General features: G+C 69.5%; 25 protein-coding genes. 20 read left to right on the top strand and 5 right to left on the bottom strand.

The window, feature by feature from the left end; translation table 11 throughout:
• The first annotated feature begins 5 nt into the window (after positions 1-5).
• The 20 genes from gap (at position 6) to AB0E63_RS41505 (ending at position 19,022) form a co-directional block, all read left to right on the top strand.
• Positions 6-1,013, top strand: a complete 1,008-nt coding sequence (gene gap / locus AB0E63_RS41600; protein ID WP_360378945.1) for a type I glyceraldehyde-3-phosphate dehydrogenase — start codon at positions 6-8, stop codon at positions 1,011-1,013.
• 11 nt (positions 1,014-1,024) lie between these two features.
• The gene (locus AB0E63_RS41595; protein ID WP_360378942.1) at positions 1,025-1,999 is read left to right on the top strand and encodes a PEP/pyruvate-binding domain-containing protein; all 975 of its coding nucleotides are present in this window, start codon (positions 1,025-1,027) and stop codon (positions 1,997-1,999) included.
• A gap of 4 nt (positions 2,000-2,003) precedes the next feature.
• Positions 2,004-2,594, top strand: a complete 591-nt coding sequence (locus AB0E63_RS41590; RefSeq protein WP_360378939.1) for a 2-oxoacid:acceptor oxidoreductase family protein — start codon at positions 2,004-2,006, stop codon at positions 2,592-2,594.
• On the top strand, positions 2,578-3,750 hold the full coding sequence (locus AB0E63_RS41585; RefSeq protein WP_360378937.1) for a transketolase C-terminal domain-containing protein: 1,173 nt from the start codon (positions 2,578-2,580) through the stop codon (positions 3,748-3,750). Before AB0E63_RS41590 ends, AB0E63_RS41585 begins: the two co-directional genes overlap by 17 nt.
• Positions 3,751-3,761: 11 nt before the next feature.
• Positions 3,762-4,751 (top strand): thiamine pyrophosphate-dependent enzyme, encoded by a 990-nt coding sequence (locus AB0E63_RS41580; protein WP_360378934.1) that lies wholly within the window; start codon positions 3,762-3,764, stop codon positions 4,749-4,751.
• Positions 4,752-6,392, top strand: coding sequence for an NAD(P)-binding protein (locus tag AB0E63_RS41575; RefSeq protein ID WP_360378932.1), 1,641 nt, complete (start codon positions 4,752-4,754; stop codon positions 6,390-6,392).
• A gap of 78 nt (positions 6,393-6,470) precedes the next feature.
• Positions 6,471-7,475, top strand: coding sequence for a DUF2157 domain-containing protein (locus AB0E63_RS41570; RefSeq protein ID WP_360378929.1), 1,005 nt, complete (start codon positions 6,471-6,473; stop codon positions 7,473-7,475).
• Positions 7,472-7,870, top strand: coding sequence for an HPF/RaiA family ribosome-associated protein (locus AB0E63_RS41565; RefSeq protein ID WP_360378927.1), 399 nt, complete (start codon positions 7,472-7,474; stop codon positions 7,868-7,870). The genes AB0E63_RS41570 and AB0E63_RS41565 overlap by 4 nt, the downstream gene beginning before the upstream one ends.
• Before the next feature lie 145 nt (positions 7,871-8,015).
• Positions 8,016-8,909 carry a fructose-bisphosphate aldolase gene (locus tag AB0E63_RS41560; protein ID WP_360378985.1) on the top strand — a complete coding sequence of 298 codons (894 nt, stop codon included), beginning with the start codon at positions 8,016-8,018 and terminating at the stop codon, positions 8,907-8,909.
• A gap of 13 nt (positions 8,910-8,922) precedes the next feature.
• On the top strand, positions 8,923-9,768 hold the full coding sequence (locus AB0E63_RS41555) for a universal stress protein (RefSeq protein ID WP_360378925.1): 846 nt from the start codon (positions 8,923-8,925) through the stop codon (positions 9,766-9,768).
• A 2-nt stretch (positions 9,769-9,770) separates the two neighbouring features.
• Complete coding sequence (locus AB0E63_RS41550) at positions 9,771-10,442, top strand: CBS domain-containing protein (protein ID WP_360378923.1); 672 nt, start codon at positions 9,771-9,773, stop codon at positions 10,440-10,442.
• 12 nt (positions 10,443-10,454) lie between these two features.
• Complete coding sequence (locus AB0E63_RS41545) at positions 10,455-13,190, top strand: cation-transporting P-type ATPase (protein ID WP_360378920.1); 2,736 nt, start codon at positions 10,455-10,457, stop codon at positions 13,188-13,190.
• 103 nt (positions 13,191-13,293) lie between these two features.
• Positions 13,294-14,064, top strand: a complete 771-nt coding sequence (locus AB0E63_RS41540; RefSeq protein WP_360378917.1) for an FAD:protein FMN transferase — start codon at positions 13,294-13,296, stop codon at positions 14,062-14,064.
• A gap of 5 nt (positions 14,065-14,069) precedes the next feature.
• Positions 14,070-14,726, top strand: coding sequence for a response regulator transcription factor (locus tag AB0E63_RS41535; protein WP_360378914.1), 657 nt, complete (start codon positions 14,070-14,072; stop codon positions 14,724-14,726).
• Positions 14,723-15,955 carry a HAMP domain-containing sensor histidine kinase gene (locus AB0E63_RS41530; protein ID WP_360378912.1) on the top strand — a complete coding sequence of 411 codons (1,233 nt, stop codon included), beginning with the start codon at positions 14,723-14,725 and terminating at the stop codon, positions 15,953-15,955. Before AB0E63_RS41535 ends, AB0E63_RS41530 begins: the two co-directional genes overlap by 4 nt.
• A 23-nt stretch (positions 15,956-15,978) precedes the next feature.
• Positions 15,979-17,400, top strand: a complete 1,422-nt coding sequence (locus tag AB0E63_RS41525; protein ID WP_360378909.1) for a ferredoxin reductase family protein — start codon at positions 15,979-15,981, stop codon at positions 17,398-17,400.
• Positions 17,401-17,409: 9 nt separating this feature from the next.
• Positions 17,410-17,745, top strand: a complete 336-nt coding sequence (locus AB0E63_RS41520; RefSeq protein WP_360378907.1) for a hypothetical protein — start codon at positions 17,410-17,412, stop codon at positions 17,743-17,745.
• Positions 17,729-18,010 (top strand): FMN-binding protein, encoded by a 282-nt coding sequence (locus AB0E63_RS41515; protein ID WP_360378905.1) that lies wholly within the window; start codon positions 17,729-17,731, stop codon positions 18,008-18,010. The genes AB0E63_RS41520 and AB0E63_RS41515 overlap by 17 nt, the downstream gene beginning before the upstream one ends.
• Positions 18,010-18,456 (top strand): FMN-binding protein, encoded by a 447-nt coding sequence (locus tag AB0E63_RS41510; RefSeq protein WP_360378902.1) that lies wholly within the window; start codon positions 18,010-18,012, stop codon positions 18,454-18,456. The genes AB0E63_RS41515 and AB0E63_RS41510 overlap by 1 nt, the downstream gene beginning before the upstream one ends.
• Before the next feature lie 194 nt (positions 18,457-18,650).
• On the top strand, positions 18,651-19,022 hold the full coding sequence (locus AB0E63_RS41505) for a hypothetical protein (RefSeq protein ID WP_360378899.1): 372 nt from the start codon (positions 18,651-18,653) through the stop codon (positions 19,020-19,022).
• Positions 19,023-19,033: 11 nt separating this feature from the next.
• On the opposite strand, the gene AB0E63_RS41500 is transcribed toward AB0E63_RS41505, so the two are convergent.
• The 5 genes from AB0E63_RS41500 to AB0E63_RS41480 are packed head-to-tail and all read right to left on the bottom strand — an operon-like array spanning position 19,034 to position 22,492.
• Entirely contained in the window at positions 19,034-19,546 is a 513-nt protein-coding gene (locus AB0E63_RS41500) for a DUF1579 family protein (protein WP_360378896.1), read from the bottom strand.
• Complete coding sequence (locus AB0E63_RS41495; RefSeq protein ID WP_360378893.1) at positions 19,497-19,904, bottom strand: hypothetical protein; 408 nt, start codon at positions 19,902-19,904, stop codon at positions 19,497-19,499. The genes AB0E63_RS41500 and AB0E63_RS41495 overlap by 50 nt, the downstream gene beginning before the upstream one ends.
• A 3-nt stretch (positions 19,905-19,907) precedes the next feature.
• Entirely contained in the window at positions 19,908-20,711 is an 804-nt protein-coding gene (locus AB0E63_RS41490) for an ABC transporter permease subunit (protein ID WP_360378890.1), read from the bottom strand.
• A 5-nt stretch (positions 20,712-20,716) separates the two neighbouring features.
• The gene (locus AB0E63_RS41485; RefSeq protein ID WP_360378887.1) at positions 20,717-21,619 is read right to left on the bottom strand and encodes an ABC transporter ATP-binding protein; all 903 of its coding nucleotides are present in this window, start codon (positions 21,617-21,619) and stop codon (positions 20,717-20,719) included.
• Between the two features lie 12 nt (positions 21,620-21,631).
• The gene (locus AB0E63_RS41480) at positions 21,632-22,492 is read right to left on the bottom strand and encodes a universal stress protein (protein ID WP_360378884.1); all 861 of its coding nucleotides are present in this window, start codon (positions 22,490-22,492) and stop codon (positions 21,632-21,634) included.
• Positions 22,493-22,805: the final 313 nt, after the last annotated feature.

Here is a 22,805-nt window from a genome sequence, read left to right as displayed (position 1 = left end):
CGATCATGAGCGTACGGGTTGGAATCAACGGGTTCGGGCGGATCGGGCGGGACTACCTGCGCTGCGTGCTCGAGCGGACGTCGAGCGGCATCGAGGTGGTCGCGATCAACGACGTCGCGGCACCCGCGACACTCGCGCACCTGCTGCGCTACGACTCGACCTATGGGCCGTTGAAGGAAGAGGTCGGGCACACCGACGACACGATCAGGGTCGGCGGCCGCACCCTTCGTGCGACCGCCGAGCGTGACCCCGCGCGCCTGGACTGGGCTGCGGTCGGGGCCGACATCGTGATCGAGTCGACCGGCAAGTTCCGGACCCGCGAGGCCGCCGGCGCGCATCTGACCGCGGGCGCTCGCAAGGTGATCCTGTCGGTGCCCGGCAAGGACGTCGATGTGACCGTCGTCCTCGGCGTCAACGAGGACGACTACGACCCGGCGACTCACCACGTGATCTCGAACGCCTCGTGTACGACGAACTGCGTCGCACCGATGGTGTCCGTACTGCACCGGTCCTTCGGCATCGAGCGTGGACTGATGACGACGATCCACAGCTACACCAACGACCAGGTGCTGCTGGACTCGCCGCACAAGGATCTGCGCCGCGGGCGTTCCGGCGCCACGAACCTGATTCCGACGAGCACCGGCGCGGCCCGTGCGGTCGGCCTGGTCATCCCTGAGCTTGCCGGGAAGATCGACGGCGTCGCGGTGCGCGTCCCGGTCGAGGACGGCTCCCTGACCGACCTGACGGTGCAGCTGTCCGAGGCCGTCACCGTCGAGCAGGTGAACCAGGTCTTCGCGGATGCCGCGGCCGGACCGCTCAAGGGGATTGTGCGCTACACCACGGATCCGATCGTGTCCCACGACATCATCGGCGACCCGGCGTCCTGCATCTTCGACGCGCAGCTCACGCAAGTCCAGGACCACCTGGTCAAGGTCTTCGGCTGGTACGACAACGAGTGGGGCTACACCAGCCGCCTGGTCGACCTGACCGAGCTCGTTGCCGGGTCGCTGTGACAGGAGGAGCAATGAACAGCGAGAGAGTCGTCTGGCTTGAAGGCGACGCAGATCCACAGCAGGTCGGCGTGAAGAACGCTCGATTGGCCGAGCTGACAAACGAGGGCATCCGGATTCCCGAGGGCTTCGCGGTGACCGCCGCGGCGTACCAGGAGTTCGTCCGCGAGGCCCGGCTCGCCCCGGCGATCTCGCAGGAGATCCGCAGATACCGCGCCGGCCGGGACCTCGTCGTGGTCGCCGCCGCGATCCGCACCGCCTTCCGGGACGCCTCGCTGCCGTCGGCCCTGACCGACGAGATCCTGGCCAAGTACGAGGAGCTGGGTGGCGACGGGACGGAGGTCGCGGTCCGCAGCAGCCCGATCGACACGCAGGACGACGTGGCCGACGAGACCTTCCTGCATCTGCGCAGCGGAGCGGATGTGCTCGCCGCCTGCCGGCGCTGCTTCGCGTCGCTCTTCAGTGCTGTTGCCGTTGGCAACCGTGAACACCGGGGTCCGGACCACCTGGTGGCCGCTATGCCGGTCACCGTGCAACGGATGGTACGCGCGGACCTGGGGGGCTCCGGCACGGTCCGCGGCGAGAGCACCTTCGTGCGGGTCCGGGCCGCGTGGGGTCTGGGCGACCCGGTCTCCGGCGATGCCGACCAGTACTCCGTGCATCCGGGCGGGCGCCCGATGATCGTGAAGCACCGCGGCGCCAAGCGAGCCAAGACCGTGTACGCCGGACTCCGCGGCACCGACGTGGTTCCGACCACCGCGGAGGAACAGTCGGGGCTGGTGCTGATCGATGACGACATCCAGGAACTCGCGTGCTGGTCGGTCATCGCCGACAAGCACTTCAAGCGGCCGATGGAACTCGAATGGGCCAAGGACGGCCACTGCGGCGAGCTCTACCTGGTCGAGGTGCGCGCGCGGGTGCTGCCCGTGGTGACCATCGACGGTCCCGTTCGCACCGTTCCGGTGCTTCAGTCCACCAGAGACCGGTGACGCGATGTTCGAGGTGCGGATCCATGGCCGAGGCGGCCAGGGCGTGGTGACGACCGCCGAGTTGCTGGCCGTCGCTGCCTTCACCGAGGGACGGCAGGCGCAAGCGTTCCCGACCTTCGGGTCGGAGCGGACCGGCGCGCCGGTGGTCGGTTTCTGCCGGATCGACGACCGGCCGATCCGGACCCACGAACCGGTGGCGGAGCCGGACGCGGTAATCATCCAGGATGCCAGTCTGGTGCACCAGTCGGATGTTTTCGGCGGACTCGGTGCCGACGGATACCTGCTCGTCAATACCTCCTGGTCGCTCGCCGAGCTCGGCCTGGACTCGTTCGTCCGGCGATTCAGGCCGGAGCGGGTGATGACGATCCCCGCGACCGACCTCGCTCTGACCCACCTGGGCCGTCCGTTGCCGGGCGCCGTACTGCTGGGTGCCTTCGCCGCGCTGACCGGGCAGGTCCAGGTCGCGTCGGTCACCACGGTCGTCCAGGAACGCTTCTCCGGCTCCGTTGCGGCTGGCAACGTCGCCGCCGTTCACGACGCCTACGACCTGGCGCGCCGCCAACTCGAGGAGGCATCCCGTGCTCACACAGATTGAAGGTTCGCGGGGTGTGGCCGAGGCCGTCGCCCGCTGCCGGCCCGAGGTGATCTGCGCATATCCGATCTCCCCGCAGACACACATCGTCGAGGCACTCAGCGCACTGGTCGCCTCCGGTGAGCTGACCCCCTGCGAGTTCGTCAACGTGGAGTCGGAGTTCGCCGCGATGTCGGTTGCCATCGGCGCGTCCGCGACCGGCGCCCGTGCGTACACCGCGACCGCGAGCCAGGGCCTGCTGTACATGGCGGAGGCGCTCTATAACGCGTCCGGTCTCGGCCTGCCGATCGTGATGACGGTGGCCAACCGTGCGATCGGTGCCCCGATCAACATCTGGAACGACCACAGCGACGCGATGTCCCAGCGGGACTCCGGCTGGATCCAGCTGTATGCCGAGAGCAACCAGGAGGCACTCGACCTGCACATCCAGGCGTTCCGGATCGCCGAGACGCTGTCGCTGCCGGTGATGGTCTGCATGGACGGATTCGTGCTCACGCACGCCGTCGAACGCATCGACCTGCCGAGTCAGGACCTGGTGGACGCGTTCGTGCCGCCCTATGAGCCGCGGCAGCTGCTGGATCCGGCCGAGCCGGTGTCGATCGGTGCGATGGTCGGGCCGGACGCCTTCACGGAGGTTCGCTATCTGGCGCACGCCAAGCACTTGCGGGCGCTCGACGTGATTCCCGAGGTGGCGACCGACTTCGCCACGGCCTTCGGCCGGGATTCCGGTGGCCTGGTCCGCGACTACCGCTGCGCCGACGCGGAGACGGTCGTCGTTGCCCTCGGCTCGGTCCTGGGGACGGTGAAGGACACCGTGGACGAGCTCCGTGACGAGGGCGTGAGCATCGGTGTGCTGGGCGTGACCTCGTTCCGGCCGTTCCCGTTCGACGCGGTGCGTACGGCGCTCCGCGGTGTGCGGCGGGTCGTCGTACTGGAGCGGGCGCTGGCGGTCGGGGTGGGCGGGATCGTGGCGGCCGACGTACGGACGGCTTGGACCGGTGAGCCGTACACGGTGATCGCCGGTCTCGGCGGTCGCCCGGTCACGAAGAAGTCGTTGCGGGCGTTGTTCGCCGACGTGGTGGCCGACCGGCTGGAGCCGCTGACGTTCCTGGACCTGAAGTCTGACCTGGTCGAGCGCGAACTGCGCCGAACAGGCTGAGAGGACTCACCGTGCCTGTGCAACGGATCAAGTTCTATCAGACCGGCAGCTTCGCAGTGGGTAACCGCCTGCTCGACCCGGATCAACGCTCGGTGCAGGCCGACACCCACCGAACGAACTCGCTGAACTCGGGACATCGCGCCTGCCAGGGCTGTGGGGAGGCACTCGGTGCCCGCTACGTGCTCGATGCGGTGATGCGTGCCACCGGCAACCAGATGGTGGCGGTGAACTCGACGGGCTGCCTTGAGGTCTTCTCCACCCCGTTCCCCGAGTCCTCGTGGCGGATTCCCTGGCTGCACTCACTCTTCGGCAACGCACCCGCCGTCGCGACCGGTGTGGCGGCCGCGCTCAAGGTGAAGGGTCGCACGGACGTCCGCGTCGTCGGTCAAGGTGGTGACGGAGGAACGGTCGACATTGGTCTGGCCTGCCTGTCCGGGATGTTCGAGCGCAACGATGACGTGTTGTTCATCTGCTACGACAACGGCGGTTATATGAACACCGGCGTCCAGCGGTCCGGTGCGACGCCGCATGGTGCCGCGACCACCACCACGCCCGCGGGCAACTCGTTCGGCCAGGGCAAGAATCTCCCGGAGATCGCGATGGCGCACCGGATCCCGTACGTCGCCACGGCGACCGTCGCGGACCTGCGCGACCTCGAGTACAAGGCGAGCCGTGCGATGGAGTTCCACGGCGCGCGCTACCTGCACGTGCTGGTGCCATGCCCGCTGGGCTGGCGGACCGCCTCCGACGAGACGATCCGCATCGCCCGGCTGGCTACGGAATCCGGCGTCTTCCCGGTCTTCGAGGCGGTGGACGGCGTCGTGTCCGACGCGACGAAGATCCGCCGGCTCGTATCGGTCATCGACTACCTACGGCCGCAGGGGCGCTTCGCGCATCTGTTCGGAGACACCCCGCGCGAGGACGTGATCAGCAGGATCCAGGCCGAGGCGGATCGCAACATCCGCATCTTCGGTCTGACCGAATCCGACGAGGTGAGTTAGATGCCCGAGGCAAGCAAACGTGGACGGTTGCCGTTCGCCATCACGCTGGACGTCGGCTCGAGCCTGGCGAACAAGACCGGCTCCTGGCGGACCGAGCGGCCGGTCTACCTCGACCGGATGCCACCGTGCAACGACGCGTGCCCGGCCGGCGAGAACGTCCAGGAATGGCTGTCGCACGCCGAGGAGGGCGACTACGAGGCCGCCTGGCGGCAGATCATGGTCGACAACCCGTTCCCCGCCGTGATGGGCCGGGTCTGCTACCGCCCGTGTGAGACCGCCTGCAACCGCGCCACCCTGGACGAGCCGGTCGGCATCAACTCCGTCGAGCGATTCCTGGGCGACGAAGCGATCAAGCAGGGCTGGTCCGTCACGGTCGAAGCGCCGCCCAGCGGCAAACGGGTGCTGATCGTGGGCGCCGGTCCGTCCGGACTGTCCGCGGCGTACCACCTGGTGTTGCTCGGCCACGAGGTCACGGTCCGGGACGACTCGCCGGAAGCCGGAGGCATGATGCGCTACGGCATTCCGTCGTACCGGCTGCCGCGTGACGTGGTCGACGCCGAGATCCAGCGGATCGTCGACCTCGGCGTGCGGCTGGAGCTCGGCACGCCGGTCACCGATCTCACCGCGGAGCTTGCCGAGTTCGACGCCGTGTTCCTGGCCGTCGGGGCGCATGTCGGACGTCGGGCCGACATCCCGGCCGGCGACTCGGCGCGCATCGTCGACGCCGTGTCGTTGCTGGCTGGTCTGGAGAACGGCGAGGAGCCGCTGCTCGGCCGCCGGGTCGCGGTGTACGGCGGCGGGAACACAGCGATGGACGTCGCGCGCACGGCTCGCCGGCTCGGAGCCAGCGACGCGGTGGTTGTCTACCGGCGTACGCGCGACCGGATGCCCGCGCATGACATTGAGGTCCAGGAGGCGCTCGAGGAAGGTGTCCGGATGCGCTGGTTGTCGACGATCGTCTATGCCGGCGAGGACCGGGTGCTGATCGAGAGGATGCGGCTGGACGACACCGGCTTCCCGCAGCCGACCGGTGAGTTCGAGGAACTCGGCGCGGACTCGGTGGTTCTCGCGCTCGGCCAGCAGGCGGAGCTCTCCCTGGTCGAGGCTCTCCACGACGTGCGGATCACCGACGGTGTGGTCGAGGTCGACACCCGGATGATGACCGGCCACGCCGGCCTGTTCGCCGGCGGCGACATGGTCCCGGGCGAGCGAACTGTCACCGTCGCCGTCGGGCACGGGAAGAACGCCGCCCGGAACGTCGACGCCTGGCTGCGTGGTGCGACGTACGACCATCCGGATCGGCCGGAGCTCGCGACCTACGACCGGCTGAACACCTGGTACTACGCGGATGCGTCGGCGACCCTCCGGCCCCAGCTCGACGTCGCCCGGCGGATCGCGACCTTCGACGAGGTGACGGGCGGACTGACCGCCGAGAACGCGCTCTTCGAGGCGAGACGCTGCATGTCCTGCGGCAACTGCCTCGAATGCGACAACTGCTTCGGCGTCTGCCCCGACAACGCGATCATCAAACTCGGCCCCGGCAAGGGCTACGAGATCGACCTCGACTTCTGCAAGGGCTGCGGCCTCTGCGCCACCGAATGCCCCAGCGGAGCCATCACCATGGTCCGCGACCGCTTCTGACGACCGAGGTCCGTCGAGCCCGCGGTGACGGGACGTTCGGCCCTGCCCGCTGTTGCGGGGAGAGTCGACAGTGAAGGTATGAGGCGATCGCCGACTGATCACCGGCCGTTGGGGCCGGAGCTGATCGACCGCTGGCTGGGCGACGGGCTGATCACCCGGGGTCAGGCCGAGCGGATGCGCGCCGACCTCGGTCTGAGATCGGCGCAGCTGACACCTGTAGAGCCGGTGTCGCCCTCGTCACCGCAGGACGCGCCAATCGCCGCCCCGCCCCCGCGCGACCGCACCGCACTGATGATCGAGGCGCTTGCTTACCTCGGTGGCGTGATCGTTCTGCTCGCCGCCGGACTTCTCGCCGCGCAGTACTGGGACGCGTTGCCCGAAGTCGCTCAACTCGGCGTGGTCAGCGGGGGAGCGGCGTTACTGCTGATCGCCGGGCTGGCGGTGCCGAAACACCTGGGAGCCACGAGTATCCGCCTTCGGTCTGTTCTCTGGCTGCTCTCCACCGCCGCCACCGCGGCGTTTCTCGCCCTCTTCGCCGACCTCGTTCTGGACCTGCGCGGCGACGACATCCTGCTCGTGTCCAGCGCGGGAGCAGCCGCGCTTGCGGCCGCGCTCTGGTGGCGGCTACCCATCTTTCCGCAGCAGGCCATGTTCTTCATCGCCCTGATGGTTGCCGCGGCTGCGACGGTCGCGAACGCGACCGACAACCCACAGGTGCTTGGACTGCCGGTCTGGGTGCTGGGCGTGGTGTGGTTCGTGCTCGGCTGGCGCGGCCTGCTGAAACCGCGGCGTTCGGTCTTCGCCGTCAGCGCGGCGGCCATGCTCGTCGGGGCGGCCATCCCGCTCCCCACCGATGCCGGCATGGTACTCGCGCTCTGCACCGTCCTGGCGATCGTTGTCCTGGCCGTGCTGTTCCGCGATCTGCTGCTGCTCGCAGTCGGCGCCTTCGGAGCGCTCAACATCCTGCCGTCGGTGATCACCGAGTGGTTCCCGGGAGAGCTTGCGCCACCGCTGGTGCTGCTGGGGTTCGGCGGACTACTGGTCGCGGCAGCCGTCTACACAGCCACAAAGGGGAAACCATGAGTCAGCAACCGGCGACCGTGCAACTGACGGTCCGAGGACACGTACCGGACGAAAGCGCCGACTATGCGATCGGCAAGGTGCAGCACGTCGTCAGCCGTACGCCGGACCGCGTCCAGCAGGTCCACGTCGTCCTGAGCTTCGCGGCGAATCCCGCTCACGAGACTCCGGCCGAGGTCGAGATCGAGGCCGTGGTGGGCGGCGCGTCCGTGCATGTCCACGCGGCGGCGGCGACGCTGGCCGAAGCCGTCGATGCGGCGTCCGGCCGGCTCCAGCGGCAGCTCACCGATCTGCGCGAACGCGGACGTTCCCGGCGCCGGACCGGCGCACCCAGGTCCGCGGTCACGGCGACGTCCGAGCCCGTCGGCGACCTGACCGAGGAACAGGATCCCGGCTGACACCGAACCCGGACGGCGTCCGGACAAAAGGTCCCTTGGAAGCGGGACCGGCGCCTCTGCCTGATCGGTGCGGGCAGGACGAGATTGAAAGTGAGCCCCGGGACCCACGGTTCCCGGGGATGACGCGAGCGGAGGGGTGACCATCATGCAGACCCGGCCGGCGTTGGGTGAGCTCGGACTGAACTGCGGGAAGAAAACGCGGTTGCGGCGGATCCTGTTCGATCATGGGCTGCGGAACGGGACGGCGCTGTTCCTGCCGTACGACCAGGGGCTCGAGCACGGGCCGCGGGACTTCTTCGCGAATCCGCAGGCGTCCGACCCGGCGTACATCGCCAAGCTGGCGATCGCCGGCGACTTCAACGGGATCGCCCTCCAGATCGGGCTGGCGGAGAAGTTCTTCTGGGACTACGCCGGCGAGATCCCGCTGATCCTCAAGCTGAACGGTAAGACCGACATCCCGTCGGACGCGGCCGCGCTGTCGCCGGTGCACGCGAGTGTCGAGGACGCGGTGCGGCTCGGCGCCGATGCGGTGGGCTACACCCTGTACGTCGGTTCGCCCGCGCAGGAAGCGGACTTCGCGCAGTACCGGCGGATCCGCGCCGACGCGGAGCGGCTCGGGATGCCGTTGATCGTCTGGGCGTACCCGCGCGGTGCGGCGATCGAGGCGAAGGGCGGCAAGGACTCGTTCTACGCGGTCGACTACGCGGCCCGGGTCGCGAGTGAGCTCGGCGCCGATGTGGTGAAGGTGAACTTCCCGCATCCGGACAAGCGCGACAGCGTGAAACCGCCGTACGAGGAGATCTTCACCCCGCAGGAGGCGATCGACGGGGTGGTGCGGTCCGCGAACCGCACGCTGGTGCTCGTGTCCGGCGGATCGAGGGCCGGTGACGACGCGATGTACCGCAAGGCCGAGCAGGCGATGGACGCCGGCGGCCTGGGCCTGATCTTCGGTCGCAACGTCTGGCAGCGCGGCTACGACGAATCGCTGGGCTTCGTCGACGGGCTGAAGGAAATCCTCGTCCAGCATCCGAGTCACTGAGGGGAACAGATCGATGGACAAGTACATTCTCGTGGGTGTCGACGACACGGCGGAGAGTCAGCTCGCGCTGCACTGGGCCGTCGAGGCGGCCGAGGGGCGCGGCGCGGCGGTGCGGGTGGTCCGCGCCTATCTGAACGAGCTGAGCAGGTGGCCGGCGCTGGGTGTCGAGGGCTACGTTCCACCTCCGATGCCGCTGGACAAGTACCAGCACGAAGTCGAGGACGCGGTGCAGTACGCGCGGGACCGGCTCGGCTACGAGCGCGGATCCGGATGGCTCGCGAACAACGATCCGGCGCACGCGATCCTCACTGAGGCCGGGGACGCCGACATGGTGGTGGTCGGAACCAGGTCGCGGAACAAGATGTCGGCCGCCGTGCTCGGTTCGGTGGCGACGTCGGTCGCGGCGAAGGCTCCGTGCCCGGTGGTCGTGGTGCGCGGTGAGCGGCGTACCGGACCGGTGGTCGTGGGCACCGACGGCTCGGCGGAGTCCGACGAGGCACTGACCTTCGGTTTCGAAGAGGCCGCCCGGACCGGGCAGCCACTGAAGGTCGTGTACTGCTGGCATCCGCAGGATCAACATGCCGATTCGATCGAGAACACCCAAGGACTGCTGAAGAACTGGCTGGCCGAGAGCCTCGCGCCGTACCTGGACAGGTACCCGACTGTGCGGGCGCAGGCCTTGGTGATCGAGGGCCGGGCCGGCGCACAGCTCGTCGAGCTGTCGGCAACAGCGTCGCTGGTCGTGGTCGGTTCTCGCGGCCGTGGCGGTGTCGCCGGCCTGCTGCTGGGATCCGTCAGCCAGAGCCTCCTGCACCACGCGGACTCGCCCGTCGCGATCGTCCGCCGGCACGAGGAGTGATGATGCGCCACCTGCTGACAGTCGCCGACGTAATGACGACCGACGTCGTCACGGTCACCGAGGACACGCCGTTCAAGGCCGTAGCCGCCCTCTTGGCGGAGCACCACATCAGCGCGGTCCCGGTGCGCAGCGGGTACGGCGGCGTCGCCGGCCTCGTCTCCGAGACGGACCTGCTGCGCAAGGAGGAGTTCCGGCGGTCCGGGAAGCACTGGTTCCACCGGAAGGCCCGAGCCAAAGCCGACGCCTTGACGGCCGGAGCGTTGATGACCAGCCCCGCGGTCACCGTGGAAGGCGGCTGCACGCTGGATGAAGCCGCCCGGTTGATGGCGGCCAGCCGGATCACCCGACTGGTCGTGATGGACAGTGACGAGCTCACCGGCATCGTGACACGGTCCGACCTGCTCCGCGCGTTCCTCGCCCCGGACCAGGAGATCCTTGCCCGGGTACGCCGTGACATCGTCGACCGCCGTCTGTGGGACGACCCGTCCGCGATCCAGATGAGCGTTCTGGACGGTGTCGTCACCCTGACCGGTCAGGTCGAGAAGCGCAGCACGGTCGCATTCGCCGAGCAGCTCATTGCCGGCGTCGACGGTGTCGTCGGCGTCCGGAGCGAGCTGTCCTGGGCGTTCGACGACACCGCACCCGCCGCCGATACGGCCGGCCCGTTCTACTAGGAGCCCGAGCCGGTGACTGCCACCCAACTGCCCTCGACGGACCTGAAGTCGAGTGATCCGCGCGAGCCCGCCGATCGGCTGTTTCGTGATCTGCAGACGACACCCGACGGCCTGACGGATCGGGAGGCACAGCGCCGGTTGGAGGCGTATGGGCCGAACGAACTCACCCGGCGACGGGGGAGTGGCTGGGTGGGTGAACTGGTCCGGCAGCTCACCCACCCGCTGGCCTTGTTGCTGTGGCTCGCCGCCGTCCTCGCGGTGGTCGGCGGTACGGGCGTCCTCGGGGCGGCGATCGTGGTGGTGATCCTGCTCAACGCCGGGCTCGCGTTCGCCCAGGAGCGCCAGGCCGAGCGCGCGGTCGAGGCGCTGGCCGCCTACCTGCCGGTGCTGGCGACGGTGGTCCGCGACGGTGTGACCAAGAGCGTCGAGGCCCGCACTCTGGTGCGTGGCGATGTCGTTGTCGTTGCTGAGGGCAACCGGATCTCGGCCGACGTCCGGCTGTTCGCCGGTGCCGTCGAGATCGACAACTCGACGCTGACCGGCGAGTCGGTGCCGGTGGTCCGCTCGGCCGAGCTGACCGATGCTTCGGGCAACTTCCTGGACGCGGGCGATCTCGCCTTCAGTGGCACGAACTGCACCGCGGGCGAGGCTCGCGCGCTCGTGTTCGCGACCGGGATGCACACTGAGCTCGGCCGGATCGCCGCGATGTCGCAACGAGTCACGCGTGAGGACAGCCCGCTGGAGCGTCAGGTCAAGCGGGTGGCATGGCTGATCGCCGCTGTCGCGGTCGGTGCGGGGTTGCTCTTCCTGCTCCTCGGGGTGACAGTGACCGGCCTGTCGGTGCCGGACGCACTCAACTTCGCGATCGGCCTGCTGGTGGCGAACGTCCCCGAGGGCCTGCTCCCGACGATCACGCTGGCTCTCGCGGTCGGCGTACGGGTGCTGGCCCGGGCCGGTGCCGTGGTGAAGCGCCTGTCGGCGGTGGAGACGCTGGGGTCGACGACAGTGATCTGCACGGACAAGACCGGCACGCTGACGCAGAACCGGATGCACGTGACGGACGTGTGGACACCTTCGGGGCCGGTCGTTCTGCAGCCGGCCACCACCGCCGCTGTCCGGCGGCTGGCCGAGGCACTCGCCCTGTGTTCCAACGCTTCCCACGATCAGACCGGCGCCGACAGCGGTGATCCGACCGAGGTCGCCTTGCTGCGCGCGGCGGCCGAGCTCGGCGCGGACCTGGACACCGGGTCGCGGGCGAAGGGCCGGATCGCCCACTTCGCGTTCGACCCTTCGGTGCGGTTGATGTCGACCGTCGACCGGGCCGGCGACGCGATGACCGTGCACGTGAAGGGCGCGCCGGAGGAGGTCCTGGCCCGGTCGACGCAGTTCGCGACGACTTCCGGGACGGAGCTGCTGACCGATGCCGCCCGGGCAGAGTTCGGCCGGATGTTCGCCGAGTTCGCGAGCCGCGGTCTGCGGGTGATCGGCGTCGCGGACCGAGCTGTCGATCCGGCCGCGGTGCCGGCCGCACGGGTCGAGGCAGAGCGCGACCTGGTGTTCCTGGGGGTGGTGGCGATGCTCGATCCGCCGCGGCCCGAGGTCGCCGCCGCCGTACGGCGCTGTCAGGCGGCGGGCATCCGGCTGATCGTCGTCACCGGCGACAACGGCCTCACCGCGGCTGAGATCGCCCGGCAGGTCGGCATCGGTCGCGAGGGTACGACGGTCGTGACCGGCGCGGAGCTGGACCGCATGACCGAAGCCGAACTGGACCGGTTGCTCGCCGAGGGCAAGGAGCTGATCTTCGCCCGGAGTTCCCCCGAGGCGAAGCTGCGGATCGCCGACGCGTTGCGGGCCGAGGGCAACGTGGTCGCGATGACCGGAGACGGCGTCAACGACGCTCCCGCGCTGCGCCGGGCGGACATCGGGGTCGCGATGGGGGCCTCGGGCACCGATGTCGCGCGTGAGGCGGCCACGATGGTGCTGACCGACGACGACTTCGCCAGCATCGTCACCGCGGTCGAGTCCGGCCGCCAGGTCTACGACAACGTCCGCAAGTTCATCGTCTACATCTTCGCCCACGCGACTCCGGAGGTCGTCCCGTTCCTGATCTACGCCCTGTCCGGCGGCCGCGTCCCGCTGCCGCTGACGGTGTTGCAGATCCTGGCGATCGACCTCGGGACCGAGACACTCCCGGCCCTCGCCCTCGGACGCGAGCCGGCCGAACCCGGCCTGATGGACCGCCCACCTCGGCGCCGTACCGACGGCGTGATCAACGGAACGATGCTGGCCAGAGCTTGGGGACTCCTGGGCGGCTTGTCGGCACTGCTGGTGATGGGAGCCTTCTTCTGGACGCTGCTGGCCGGCGGCTGGCGCCTCGGCGATCCGACCGGCACCGGTGATCCGTTCCATCACCTCTGGCTGCAGGCGACCACGATGTCGTTCCTCGGCATCGTCGCCTGCCAGATCGGCACCGCCTTCGCGGCCCGCACCCAGTACGCCTCCCTCCGCACCATCGGAGTCACCTCGAACCACCTGCTGCTGTGGGGCATCCTCTTCGAACTCGTCTTCGCGGCCGTGATCGTCGCCGTACCGCCCCTGCCGTCGATCTTCGGCATGGCCGTCCCACCGGCCTCCTACCTGCTGCCGCTGCTCGCCTTCCCCGTCATCGTCTGGGGCGCGGACGAACTGTGGCGGCTGATCCGTCGCCGTCGCCGGTCGGCACTCGGGCTCGGGATGTCCTCATCATGAACGCGATCTTCGACTGGCTCGCCGGACTGCCCGCGTGGCTGGTGATCCGGCGCCGGCGCCACCGTCGGCGGGCTCGTTGAGGTCTTCGTCGTACCGTTGCCACATGGCAGCGAGGCGGAGCTGGGTCGAGCAGATCATGGGTCTGCCGGTCAGCGTTCTCGCCCGCGGGGAGCGGGTGGACTCTGCGCGGGCGGATGCGGCGGTGCGGGCGGTCTTCGCGGAGTTGGTCGAGGTCGATCGAGTGTTCTCGCCGTACAAGCCTGACAGCGCGGTCAGTCTGCTGGCGTGCGGGCAGGTGGGTTGGGACGACTTGGATCCGGTGGTGGGTGAAGTGGCCGAGCGGTGCGACCGAGCCCGCGAGCTGACCGGCGGTCTGTTCGATGCCGAAATGGCGGACGGCAGGTGGGATCCGTCGGGGCTGGTGAAAGGCTGGGCGGTCGAGCGGGCCGGCGAGCGACTGCGGGAGGTCTCCGACCTGGATTGGTGCCTGAACGCCGGGGGCGACGTGCTGGTGCTGTGCCCGAGCGGCCGTCCGTTCACCGTCGGAATCCAGGATCCGCGCGACCCCGGGCGCGTGGTTACCAGCGTCGCTCGAACCGATGGAGCCGTGGCAACGAGCGGTACGGCGGCCAGAGGCGCGCACCTGTACGACCCACGGACCGGCGGTTCGGTGGCGACCCGATGGCTGTCGGTGTCGGTGAGCGGTCCGTCACTGGAGTACGCCGATGTCCTCGCGACCGCCGCGTTCGTCGCAGGGGACGAGTGGCCGGCCGTGCTCGCCGCGCTGCCCGGGTACGAAGGTCTGGGGATCCTTGCTGACGGCAACCTGTTCGCGACACCCGGCTGGCCCGCGGTCCGATCGGGGGCACAATGACCGCGATGAGACAGATCCTGCTGATCGAGGACGACACCGACCTGGCCGGTCTCCTCGACCGAGTGCTCGCCGACGAGGGGTACGCCGTGACCCGCGCGGGCGACGGTCAGACCGGACTGCACCTGGCGTTGACGCGGTCGTTCGAGGCGATGATCGTCGACCGCGGCCTGCCCGCAGTCGAAGGCCTGGACCTGATCGCCAGGCTGCGCAGCCGCGGCGTCGTCACGCCGATCCTGGTGCTGTCGGCGCGGAACAGCACCGAGGACCGGGTCGAAGGCCTGGACGCCGGCGCCGAGGATTATCTGGCGAAGCCGTTCGAGCTCACGGAGTTGCTGGCGCGGCTGAGGGCCTTGCTGAGGCGCCACCTCGATCACGCCGGCCAGCTGGCGGTTCCGGGTGGTTCTCTGGATCTCGACAGCCGAACCGTACGGCTTGCGAGCGGTGGCACGGTCGAGTTGTCCGAACGCGAGGCGGCTTTGCTGGCGCTGCTCGCGGCGCGGCCCGGTGTCGTGTTCAGTCGCGGCGAGCTTCTCGACCGGGTCTTCGACGACGCTGAGTCTGAGACTGTGGTGGATACCTACGTCCACTACTGCCGGCGGAAGCTCGGGCGTGGAGTGATCAGCACCGTCCGCGGTCTCGGCTACCGGCTGGGCAGTTCATGAGCGGCCGGCCGATCGGTGACGAGGTCCTCGTCCGCAGAGCCGCTCGTGACGTTGCCGTCCAGGTCGCGGCTCTGGTCGCGGTGGCGATGCTGCTGTTGATCGCTCTGGTCACGATCGTCGTGGTCCGCGGTCAAGCAGGTGCCGCCGACGATCTGCTCCGGTCGGCGATCGCGACGGCCGATGACGTCGGTGATCCACCGGCCGGCACTTGGCTGGCCATCACCGGCCCGGCCGGTACGACGGTCACGCCGGGGCTGCCGGATGAGCTCCTTCCCCAACTGGCCGCGATGCGCAACGGCGCCGACGGGCAGGTCCGGCTGACCACGGTGGAGAACGACGACGGTGAGTACCGCATCGCCACCGGCAGCCGGAAAGGCATCCCTGTGCAGGCTGTGCTCAACCTGGCGACAGCGCATCAGGAGCGCGCCCGCCTGCTCCAGGCGATGGCGTTCGCGTCCGCCCTCGGCCTGGTGTTCGCCGCGCTGCTGGGCGTCCTGATCGGCCGTCGCGCAGTCCGGCCGCTGGCCCAGGCGCTCACCCTGCAGCGGGCGTTCGTGGCCGATGCGGGCCACGAACTGCGTACGCCGCTGACGTTGCTGAGCACGCGCGCGCAGGTGCTCGATCGCACGCTGCGTCGCAACAGCTCGAGCGACGAGATCCTGCGCGACTCCGGCGGCGTCGTCGAGGACGCGAAGCGGCTCGGCGAGGTCGTCGACGACCTCCTGGCCGCCGCCGACCCCCGGAGCGCCGAGGGCCACGAGCCGGTCGATCTCGCCCAGGTCGCGGAGGACGTCGTGGCCAGCGCGGGAGCCCATGCCCAGCAGGCCGGCGTGCGGCTGCGGTGGCATGCGGATGAGGGCAGCATGCGCGTCCTCGGCGCCGTCAGCGCGATCCGCCGCGCGACCATCGCGCTGGTCGACAACGCGATCGACCACACACCGGCCGACGGCGAGGTGCGGATCGCCGTACGGCGGGATCGGCGGGATGTGATCCTGTCCGTGAGCGACATCGGTCCCGGGATCGGGCCGGAGCAGGCACAACGGGTGCTGCGCCGGTTCGACACGGGCGGACATCGCGCCGGCCGGGCGCATTACGGCCTGGGCCTCGCGCTCACCCACGATGTCGCGAACCGGCATGGCGGCCAGCTCCGGCTGGCGCCGAGCGAGGTCGGGGCGACGTTCGAGCTGGTCCTGCCCGCGATCGAGGAGCCCGGTCAAAGGAAGGCCTAAGAATCCCCGGGCATCGTCGGAGTATGACGAACCGCGGTGCTGCCCAGGCGACGAGCCGGCATCGCACTGTGCATCTCCGGCGGCGGTCTCGTCGTACGCCGGTCTGGTGGCGCGACGCCATCGGTGTCCTGTGCTGGGGCAGCGTGCTGGTGGTGATCGCCCTGTGGTTGTCCGGGCGTGGCGTCCAGTTGCTCGCGGCCGGGCCGGCCGATCTGCTCACGTCCCTCGGCCGATTGTCCGGCCTGGTCGCCGCGGACCTGTTGCTGGTGCAGGTGTTCCTGATGGCCCGGGTGCCGATGATCGAGCGCAGCTACGGCCAGGACGAGCTGGCCCGCAGACATCGGCTGGTCGGCTTCTGGTCCTTCAACCTGCTGATGGTCCACGTCGCCTTGATCCTCGGGGGATACACGCTCCGGGATCACAACGATCTCCTGCACGAGACGTGGAGCGTCGTCACGACGTACGGCGGAATGCTCCTCGCGGTCGCGGGAAGTATCGCGTTGACGGTCGTCGTCGTCAGCTCGGTCCGGGTGGCTCGCCGGGCGTTGCGCTACGAGTCGTGGCACTTGCTGCACCTGTACGCGTACGTCGGGGTGGGGCTGTCCGTGCCGCACGAGATCTGGACCGGCGCGGACTTCACGACGTCGGCGGTGGCGCGCGCGTACTGGTGGTCGGCGTACGCCGTCGCACTCGCCGCGATCCTGGTCTATCGCGTGGCTTTGCCGGTCTGGCGGACGCTTCGGCACGGCCTCACCGTGCGAGAGGTCATCCGCGAGGGTCCGGGCGTGGTGACGGTCACGCTGGCTGGTCGGGGTCTGCATCGGATGCCGGTCCAGGCAGGCCAGTACTTCGTCTTCCGGTTCCTCGACGGTCCGGGGTGGTCCCGCGGCAATCCGTACTCGCTGTCGGCCTCGCCCGCGCCCGACCGCCTGCGGGTGACCGCCAAGGCGGCCGGTGACGGAAGCAGTCGGCTGGCCGGGTTGCGGCCGGGCACCAAGGTCGCGATCGAAGGCCCGTACGGGCGGCTGACCGGTGAGCGGCGGGTCACCCGCAGGGTGGCGATGTTCGCCTGCGGCATCGGCATCACACCGCTGCGGGCCTTGCTGGAGGAGCTCGCGTACGAACCGGGCGACGCCGTCCTGGTGTATCGCGCGCACGATCTCGACGACCTGGTGTTCCGTGACGAGCTCGACCAGCTGGCTCAGCGCCGCGGCGTCGCCGTGAACTACGTGCTCGGCCCGCGGATCCGGAACCGGCAGTCCTGGCTGCCGGAGAGCGCCGCGGCGTGGACCGACGAGGACGCGATGCAGCAGCTCGTCCCCGGCATCAGCCAGTACGACGTCTACGTCTGCGGCCCTGACCAGTGGATGGATGCGGTGTGCGTGGCGGCCACCGCAATCGGTCTGCCGCCGAACCAGCTGCATCAGGAGCGATTCTCGTGGTGAGAGGAGTACGTGCGTGAGGCGCGGGATCAAACTGGTCATGTCGGCCGCGACCCTGGTGGTCGTCGGCGTTTCGGTGCGGGCGAGCGCGCAGCCGCACTCGTCGGCCCAGGTGGTGTCGTCCGCTCCGGCCGGGCGACCCCGGCACGTGCCGACTCGTCCGACGCCGCTGCCTCCGAACCGGTCCGAGACCCGGACGGTGCCGCCGAGCCGACCGAGTCCCACCGACGACGATTCCGACCGCCCAAGCCCCTCCGCGACACGCCCGAGCCCTACCGCGACACGCCCGAGCGCCTCGCCGACACGCCCGAGTCCTTCGAAGGCTTCGTCGGTGACCGTCGCCGGTGATCTGGTCCAGACGCAGTACGGGCCGGTGCAGGTCGAGATCACCCTGCGGAGCGGGCAGATCACCCGGGCCCGTGCACTCGCCCGGCCGAGCGGGGACGGCCAGACCGACGCGATCAACAGCTACGCGATACCGCAACTGGTCCAGGAGACGCTGGCCGCGCAGAGCGCGCGGATCGATACCGTGTCCGGGGCGACCTTCACGTCCGGGGGATACCGGCAGTCGCTGCAGTCCGCGCTCGACGCGGCACACCGGGCCGGCGCCTGATGAGGACCCACTCGGAGCGGCTGCGACGCAACGCGGCGGTCATCGGGGCGACCGGCGTACTGCTCGGCCTGCTGTTCCTGTACCCGACGAGCACGAACCGGACCGACTCGCCGACCTCCGCCGCGGTCAAGCCCGGGGTTGTCAGCACTGGACCGGCGACCGGCGTCCTCACAGTGAACGGCAGCTCGGCCGGCACCCGATACGGCCCGGTGCAGGTCCGCGTCACGATCCGTTCGCACCGCCTGGTCGCCGTGACCGCACTGGTCTATCCGGCGTCGGGAGGGCGCGACCAGGAGATCAGCGCGTACGCGCTGCCGCAGCTCGAGCACGAGGCGATCGCGGCGCAGAGCGCGCAGATCGACACCGTGTCGGGCGCGACTTTCACCTCGGACGGATACCGCCGCTCGCTGCAGTCCGCCCTGGACGCGGCTCACCTGCAGGGCTGACGTCCTCCAAGAAAACACCAAGAACCGTCTGCCAGCGTGGCGACTCCAGATCAGCGAGATCCGAAGGAACCTGATGCAGACTGTCAACGGCCTCCCCGCCCACGTGCTCCTGGTCCACGCCATCGTCGTCCTGCTCCCGTTGTCCGCGGCGTTGCTGGCCTTGACCACGATCTGGCCCGGCCGCCAGACACCGGTTGGCCGGTCCGAACGCGATCCTGGCGCTGCTGGTCGTCGTCCTGGTGCCGATCACGACCAGCGCGGGAGAGTTCCTCGAACACAACGTCGCGCCGAACGCCCTGATCCACCGCCACGCCGAACTCGGCGACACCGCCATCTACGCGGCCATCGCGGTCGCCGTCCTGGCGCTCGTCGTCTGGTGGCGGCAACGGGAGGGCAACGGGGCGACCCCGGCGAAGCGCGCCTATCTGGCCCCGGCGTCGAGCGCGGTGACCGCTGTCGTGACCGTGGCCGCCATCGTCGTCGCGGGCGCGGCTGTCTACGACGCCGTCAGAATCGGCGACTCCGGCGCCAAGGCGAGCTGGAGCGGGTGGGCCCAGGGATCCTGAAGCCGTCCTCCTCACTCGATGGTGGTGCAGAGGTAGCGTTCGATGAGGTTGAAGGGGCCGCCCTGGACGGAGACCTCGTTGCGCCAGGTCATGGTGTCGTCGTCGGCGAGGTGCCAGGAGAGGCGGAGGCGGACGGGTGGTCGCCCGATGCTCTCGAAGGTGAGCAGGTCGCCGTTGATCCGGCCGGACAGGATCTCGAGGTGGCCGTAGTTGTCGGCGACCGAGGCGCGGTACTCGCCGGCCTGCGGATCCCAGCCGGCGACCCAGTGCAGTTGCCAGTGGAGGACGAAGGTCCCGTCGGCGAGGAACTGGTCCTGCTGGTAGTCGCCGACGATCCAGAGTCCGTTCTGGATGGTGTGGTGGCGGCCTTCACCGGTCGCGGTCATGGCGGGACTCCCGGGGCCCATGCCGTCGGCCTGGATGGTGCCGGTCCAGCGCACATCGCGATGGAACCGGGCGAGCCGGACCATCTCGTCAGCGGGCTGTACCGGCAGCGGAACTCGTGTTACCGGGGTCGATGTCATCGAGTGCCTCCCGAGAGGTTGGTGGCGTGAAGGTGAGGTGTTCGGCGAGCTGGATGGACCACACGGCGAGCGTGATCGCGATGGCGGCGGTCAGGAAGAGGGTCGATGCCGAGACGGCGAGGGCCACGGTGCCGGCGGCGACCGCGGTGACAGCGAGGATGGCGGTCAGCCAGCTGAGGGCGTCCGGCGGCTCGCCGTCGGAGCAGAGGATGATGATCGCCCCGCCCAGCATCAGCGTCGCGCAGGTCATCGCACGGATGGTCAGGAAGGTGCTTGAGGCAAGGAACAGCAGGTAGAGCAGCACCAGTACGGCGATCAGGGTCGAGGCCACGAGGTCGCGGCGGCGCGGCGTGGGCATGGCTCAGCCGCCATGCGCGGTCGAGATGTCGCGGCCGTCGAGGGCGGGGAGGGCGATCGCGACGAGGAAGGCTGCGCCGGCGAGGAGCCAGAGGTAGCCGAGTTGGAGGCCGGCGCCGAGCGGTCCACCGTTGAACGCCTGGTGGATGGGGGAGTAGGGCTGCCACGACTCGAAGCGCGGCAGGATGAGGCCGGCGGCGTAGACGAAGTAGGCGGCGGTGGCGGCGGCCGAGGCGATCCCGATCGCGGCGGTGCGGCGCCCGGTCAGGGCACCGGCGGCCAGGGCAAGTACGCCGTACTCCACGCCGAGCAACGTCATCGCGAGGGCGCCGCTCGCGGCGGCGGGAACGCTGATGCCGAGGCCGAAGGTCAGGCTGCCGAGTGTGGTGGCGACGAACAGCGCGAGCCCGAGGACGGTGATCGACAGTGCCAGTGCGAGCGCCTTGTCGACGACGATGCGGAAGCCGGAGACGGGCGTGACCAGCAGCATTTCGAGGGTCCCGCGTTCCTCTTCGCCGGCCAGGGCACGGGCGCCGTGGCCGATGCCGTAGACCAGGAAGAGGCCGGGCAGCATCAGCGTGAACAACTCGGCGTTGAGGAAGCCGGCGCCGGTGGTCATGGCGTCGAGGTTGAAGAACTTGCGCAGTTCCTCGGGGAACGACTGGTACAGCTCGGTCAGGTTCGGCATGTCCCGGATCGACGGCCACAGGGCGCTCTCGAGCAGCACGAGTGCCGCGATCGCGATCGACCAGCCGATCAGTCCGCGGCGGGCGTCGTACATCGACTTCAGGAAGACGTTGCGGAACATGGCCCTCACTCCCGGCCGGTGTAGTAGTCGAGGAATGCGGACTCCAGGTCGGCCTCGTGGCTGACGACGTTGGTCACCTCGTACGGCGCGACGGATCTGATGAGCTCCGCGGTCGATCCGGTGACGACAACGTGTGCGGTCCGGCCGTCGATCGTGAGCTCCTGCACACCGGGTACGGCGTGGATCCGGTCCGCCGGCGGGGTGTCGGCGAAGGTGAGGTCGAGGCGGCGGCGGGCCCGGTCCCGCAGTGCTTGGACGGACTGCGTGGTCACCAGCCGGCCGGCTCGCAGGATCGCGACGGTGTCGGCGACGGCGTCGATCTCGGACAGGACGTGCGAGGAGAGGAAGACGGTCCGGCCGGCATCCCGGGTCTCCCGCAGCAGGTCGCGGAACTCGCGCTGCATGAGCGGGTCCAGCCCGGTGGTCGGCTCGTCCAGGATCAGCAGGTCCGGGTCATGCATGAACGCCTGGACGATACCGACCTTCTGCCGGTTGCCGCGGGACAACGCACTGATCCGGACACCCAGATCCAGGTCGAACCGCTTGGCCAGGAGCTCGATCCGGTCCCGGTCGACACCGCCGTACAGATGGGCGAAGTAGTCCAGGTACTGCGCGCCGGTGAGATCCGGATAGGCGACGAAATCCCCGGGCAGGTAGCCGATCCGGCGCTGGATCACGTCGTACTGGTCGTTCGCGTCGAACCCGAAGACCACCGCCGAGCCGGACGTCGGCCGGATCAGCCCGGCCAGCAGGCGGATCGTGGTGGTCTTGCCGGCGCCGTTCGGCCCCAGATAGCCGAGGATGACGCCTGCCGGGACGTCCAGGTCGAGCCCGTCGAGCGCGGTCCGGCGGCCGAACCGCTTGGTCAGTCGCCGCGCTTTGATGACGATGTCCCCAGTGAGTGTCATGGCAACGAATCCTCAGATGTGATGGATGACGGCGACCGGGCAGTGCGAGTGGTGAAGCAGGCCACGGGCCACTGATCCCAGCCGCAGCTCGGAGAACGCCGTGTGGCCGAGCCCACCGACCACCACCAGGTCGGCGAGCTCGGACTCGTGCGCGAGCACCCGCACCGGGTGATCGGCGACGGCACGGTGGTCGACAACGACCTCGGGGTACTTGGCTTGCCAGTCGTCCAGCGTCCGTGCCAGGAGCTCGTCGGTTGCATCGGCCCAAGGCGGTCGGCTCGGGTCGGTCCAGACACTGGGATCGGGGTAGCTCTCGCGGATCTCGACAGCGTGGACACCGACGAGTTCGGCGTGCGTCGCGTCGGCCAGCTCGAAGGCGAAGCGCAGCGCGTCGTGGCCTTCCAGCGATCCGTCGACGCCGACCACGATCCGCCGGTGTGCGGGAGCTGCGGGGTCCCAGGTGTCGGGTACGACGACCAGCGGCACCTTGGTGCTGAGCGCCGTACACGCCTGGGATGTCGATCCGAGCACGAGCTCCGCGAAGCCGCCCATGCCGCGGCGGCCGACGACCAGGGCCTGGGCGCGCTCGGACAGTTCGAGGAGGACCTTGGCCGGATGGCCGTGGCGCACTTCCAGTGTCGCGGTCGTGAATCCGATCCGCTCGAGCTCCTGGAGGGCGTCTTCCAGCACCTCGCTGCCGTCGTCCGGTCCGGTCGGTCGTGTGCTCGTGGGGAGTTGCGGCTGATCGTCCAGGACGTAGACGGCGTGCAACCGCGCCTGGGGCAGGGTGGCGTACGCCGCCGCCCAGCCGAGCGCGATCAGGCCGTCGCGTGATCCGTCGATCCCGACCAGTACAGGCTGTTCCGCTGACATGGGACACCTCTCGGTTCGTACTCCTGCAGTTCCAGTCAAGCCGTGCGCAGGCGCTGGAGGGAGGGCCGAAGGTCCCGCGTGGAGGTGTAGTTCGGCCGCAGTCAGGACCGGTGCGGAGGGCCATTGTCGAAGGTGGAAAGTCTCGTCTTGGGAGGTCTGTGATGAAGGCATTGGTCTACAACGGTCCGGGGCAGCGGAGCTGGCGTGAGGTGCCGGATCCGGTGATCCAGGATCCGGAGGACGCGATCGTCCGCGTCGACGCGGTGACGATCTGCGGCACCGATCTGCACATCCTGAAGGGCGATGTGCCGAC

Origin of the sequence: Kribbella sp. NPDC026596, assembly GCF_040638415.1 — a bacterium.
GTDB lineage: Bacteria > Actinomycetota > Actinomycetes > Propionibacteriales > Kribbellaceae > Kribbella.
This window is presented reverse-complemented; position numbering and strand designations above follow the sequence as displayed.

What these genes read in the sequence shown, in the direction of transcription:
- gap (WP_360378945.1), top strand. Translation starts at nt 6, where the DNA reads ATGAGCGTACGGGTTGGAATCAACGGGTTCGGGCGGATCGGGCGGGAC.
- AB0E63_RS41510 (WP_360378902.1), top strand. Translation starts at nt 18,010, where the DNA reads ATGAGGACCCACTCGGAGCGGCTGCGACGCAACGCGGCGGTCATCGGG.
- AB0E63_RS41570 (WP_360378929.1), top strand. Translation starts at nt 6,471, where the DNA reads ATGAGGCGATCGCCGACTGATCACCGGCCGTTGGGGCCGGAGCTGATC.
- AB0E63_RS41530 (WP_360378912.1), top strand. Translation starts at nt 14,723, where the DNA reads ATGAGCGGCCGGCCGATCGGTGACGAGGTCCTCGTCCGCAGAGCCGCT.
- AB0E63_RS41555 (WP_360378925.1), top strand. Translation starts at nt 8,923, where the DNA reads ATGGACAAGTACATTCTCGTGGGTGTCGACGACACGGCGGAGAGTCAG.
- AB0E63_RS41490 (WP_360378890.1), bottom strand. Translation starts at nt 20,711, where the DNA reads ATGTTCCGCAACGTCTTCCTGAAGTCGATGTACGACGCCCGCCGCGGA.
- AB0E63_RS41560 (WP_360378985.1), top strand. Translation starts at nt 8,016, where the DNA reads ATGCAGACCCGGCCGGCGTTGGGTGAGCTCGGACTGAACTGCGGGAAG.
- AB0E63_RS41525 (WP_360378909.1), top strand. Translation starts at nt 15,979, where the DNA reads ATGACGAACCGCGGTGCTGCCCAGGCGACGAGCCGGCATCGCACTGTG.
- AB0E63_RS41595 (WP_360378942.1), top strand. Translation starts at nt 1,025, where the DNA reads ATGAACAGCGAGAGAGTCGTCTGGCTTGAAGGCGACGCAGATCCACAG.
- AB0E63_RS41565 (WP_360378927.1), top strand. Translation starts at nt 7,472, where the DNA reads ATGAGTCAGCAACCGGCGACCGTGCAACTGACGGTCCGAGGACACGTA.
- AB0E63_RS41575 (WP_360378932.1), top strand. Translation starts at nt 4,752, where the DNA reads ATGCCCGAGGCAAGCAAACGTGGACGGTTGCCGTTCGCCATCACGCTG.
- AB0E63_RS41495 (WP_360378893.1), bottom strand. Translation starts at nt 19,904, where the DNA reads ATGCCCACGCCGCGCCGCCGCGACCTCGTGGCCTCGACCCTGATCGCC.
- AB0E63_RS41590 (WP_360378939.1), top strand. Translation starts at nt 2,004, where the DNA reads ATGTTCGAGGTGCGGATCCATGGCCGAGGCGGCCAGGGCGTGGTGACG.
- AB0E63_RS41480 (WP_360378884.1), bottom strand. Translation starts at nt 22,492, where the DNA reads ATGTCAGCGGAACAGCCTGTACTGGTCGGGATCGACGGATCACGCGAC.
- AB0E63_RS41540 (WP_360378917.1), top strand. Translation starts at nt 13,294, where the DNA reads ATGGCAGCGAGGCGGAGCTGGGTCGAGCAGATCATGGGTCTGCCGGTC.
- AB0E63_RS41535 (WP_360378914.1), top strand. Translation starts at nt 14,070, where the DNA reads ATGAGACAGATCCTGCTGATCGAGGACGACACCGACCTGGCCGGTCTC.
- AB0E63_RS41485 (WP_360378887.1), bottom strand. Translation starts at nt 21,619, where the DNA reads ATGACACTCACTGGGGACATCGTCATCAAAGCGCGGCGACTGACCAAG.
- AB0E63_RS41550 (WP_360378923.1), top strand. Translation starts at nt 9,771, where the DNA reads ATGCGCCACCTGCTGACAGTCGCCGACGTAATGACGACCGACGTCGTC.
- AB0E63_RS41500 (WP_360378896.1), bottom strand. Translation starts at nt 19,546, where the DNA reads ATGACATCGACCCCGGTAACACGAGTTCCGCTGCCGGTACAGCCCGCT.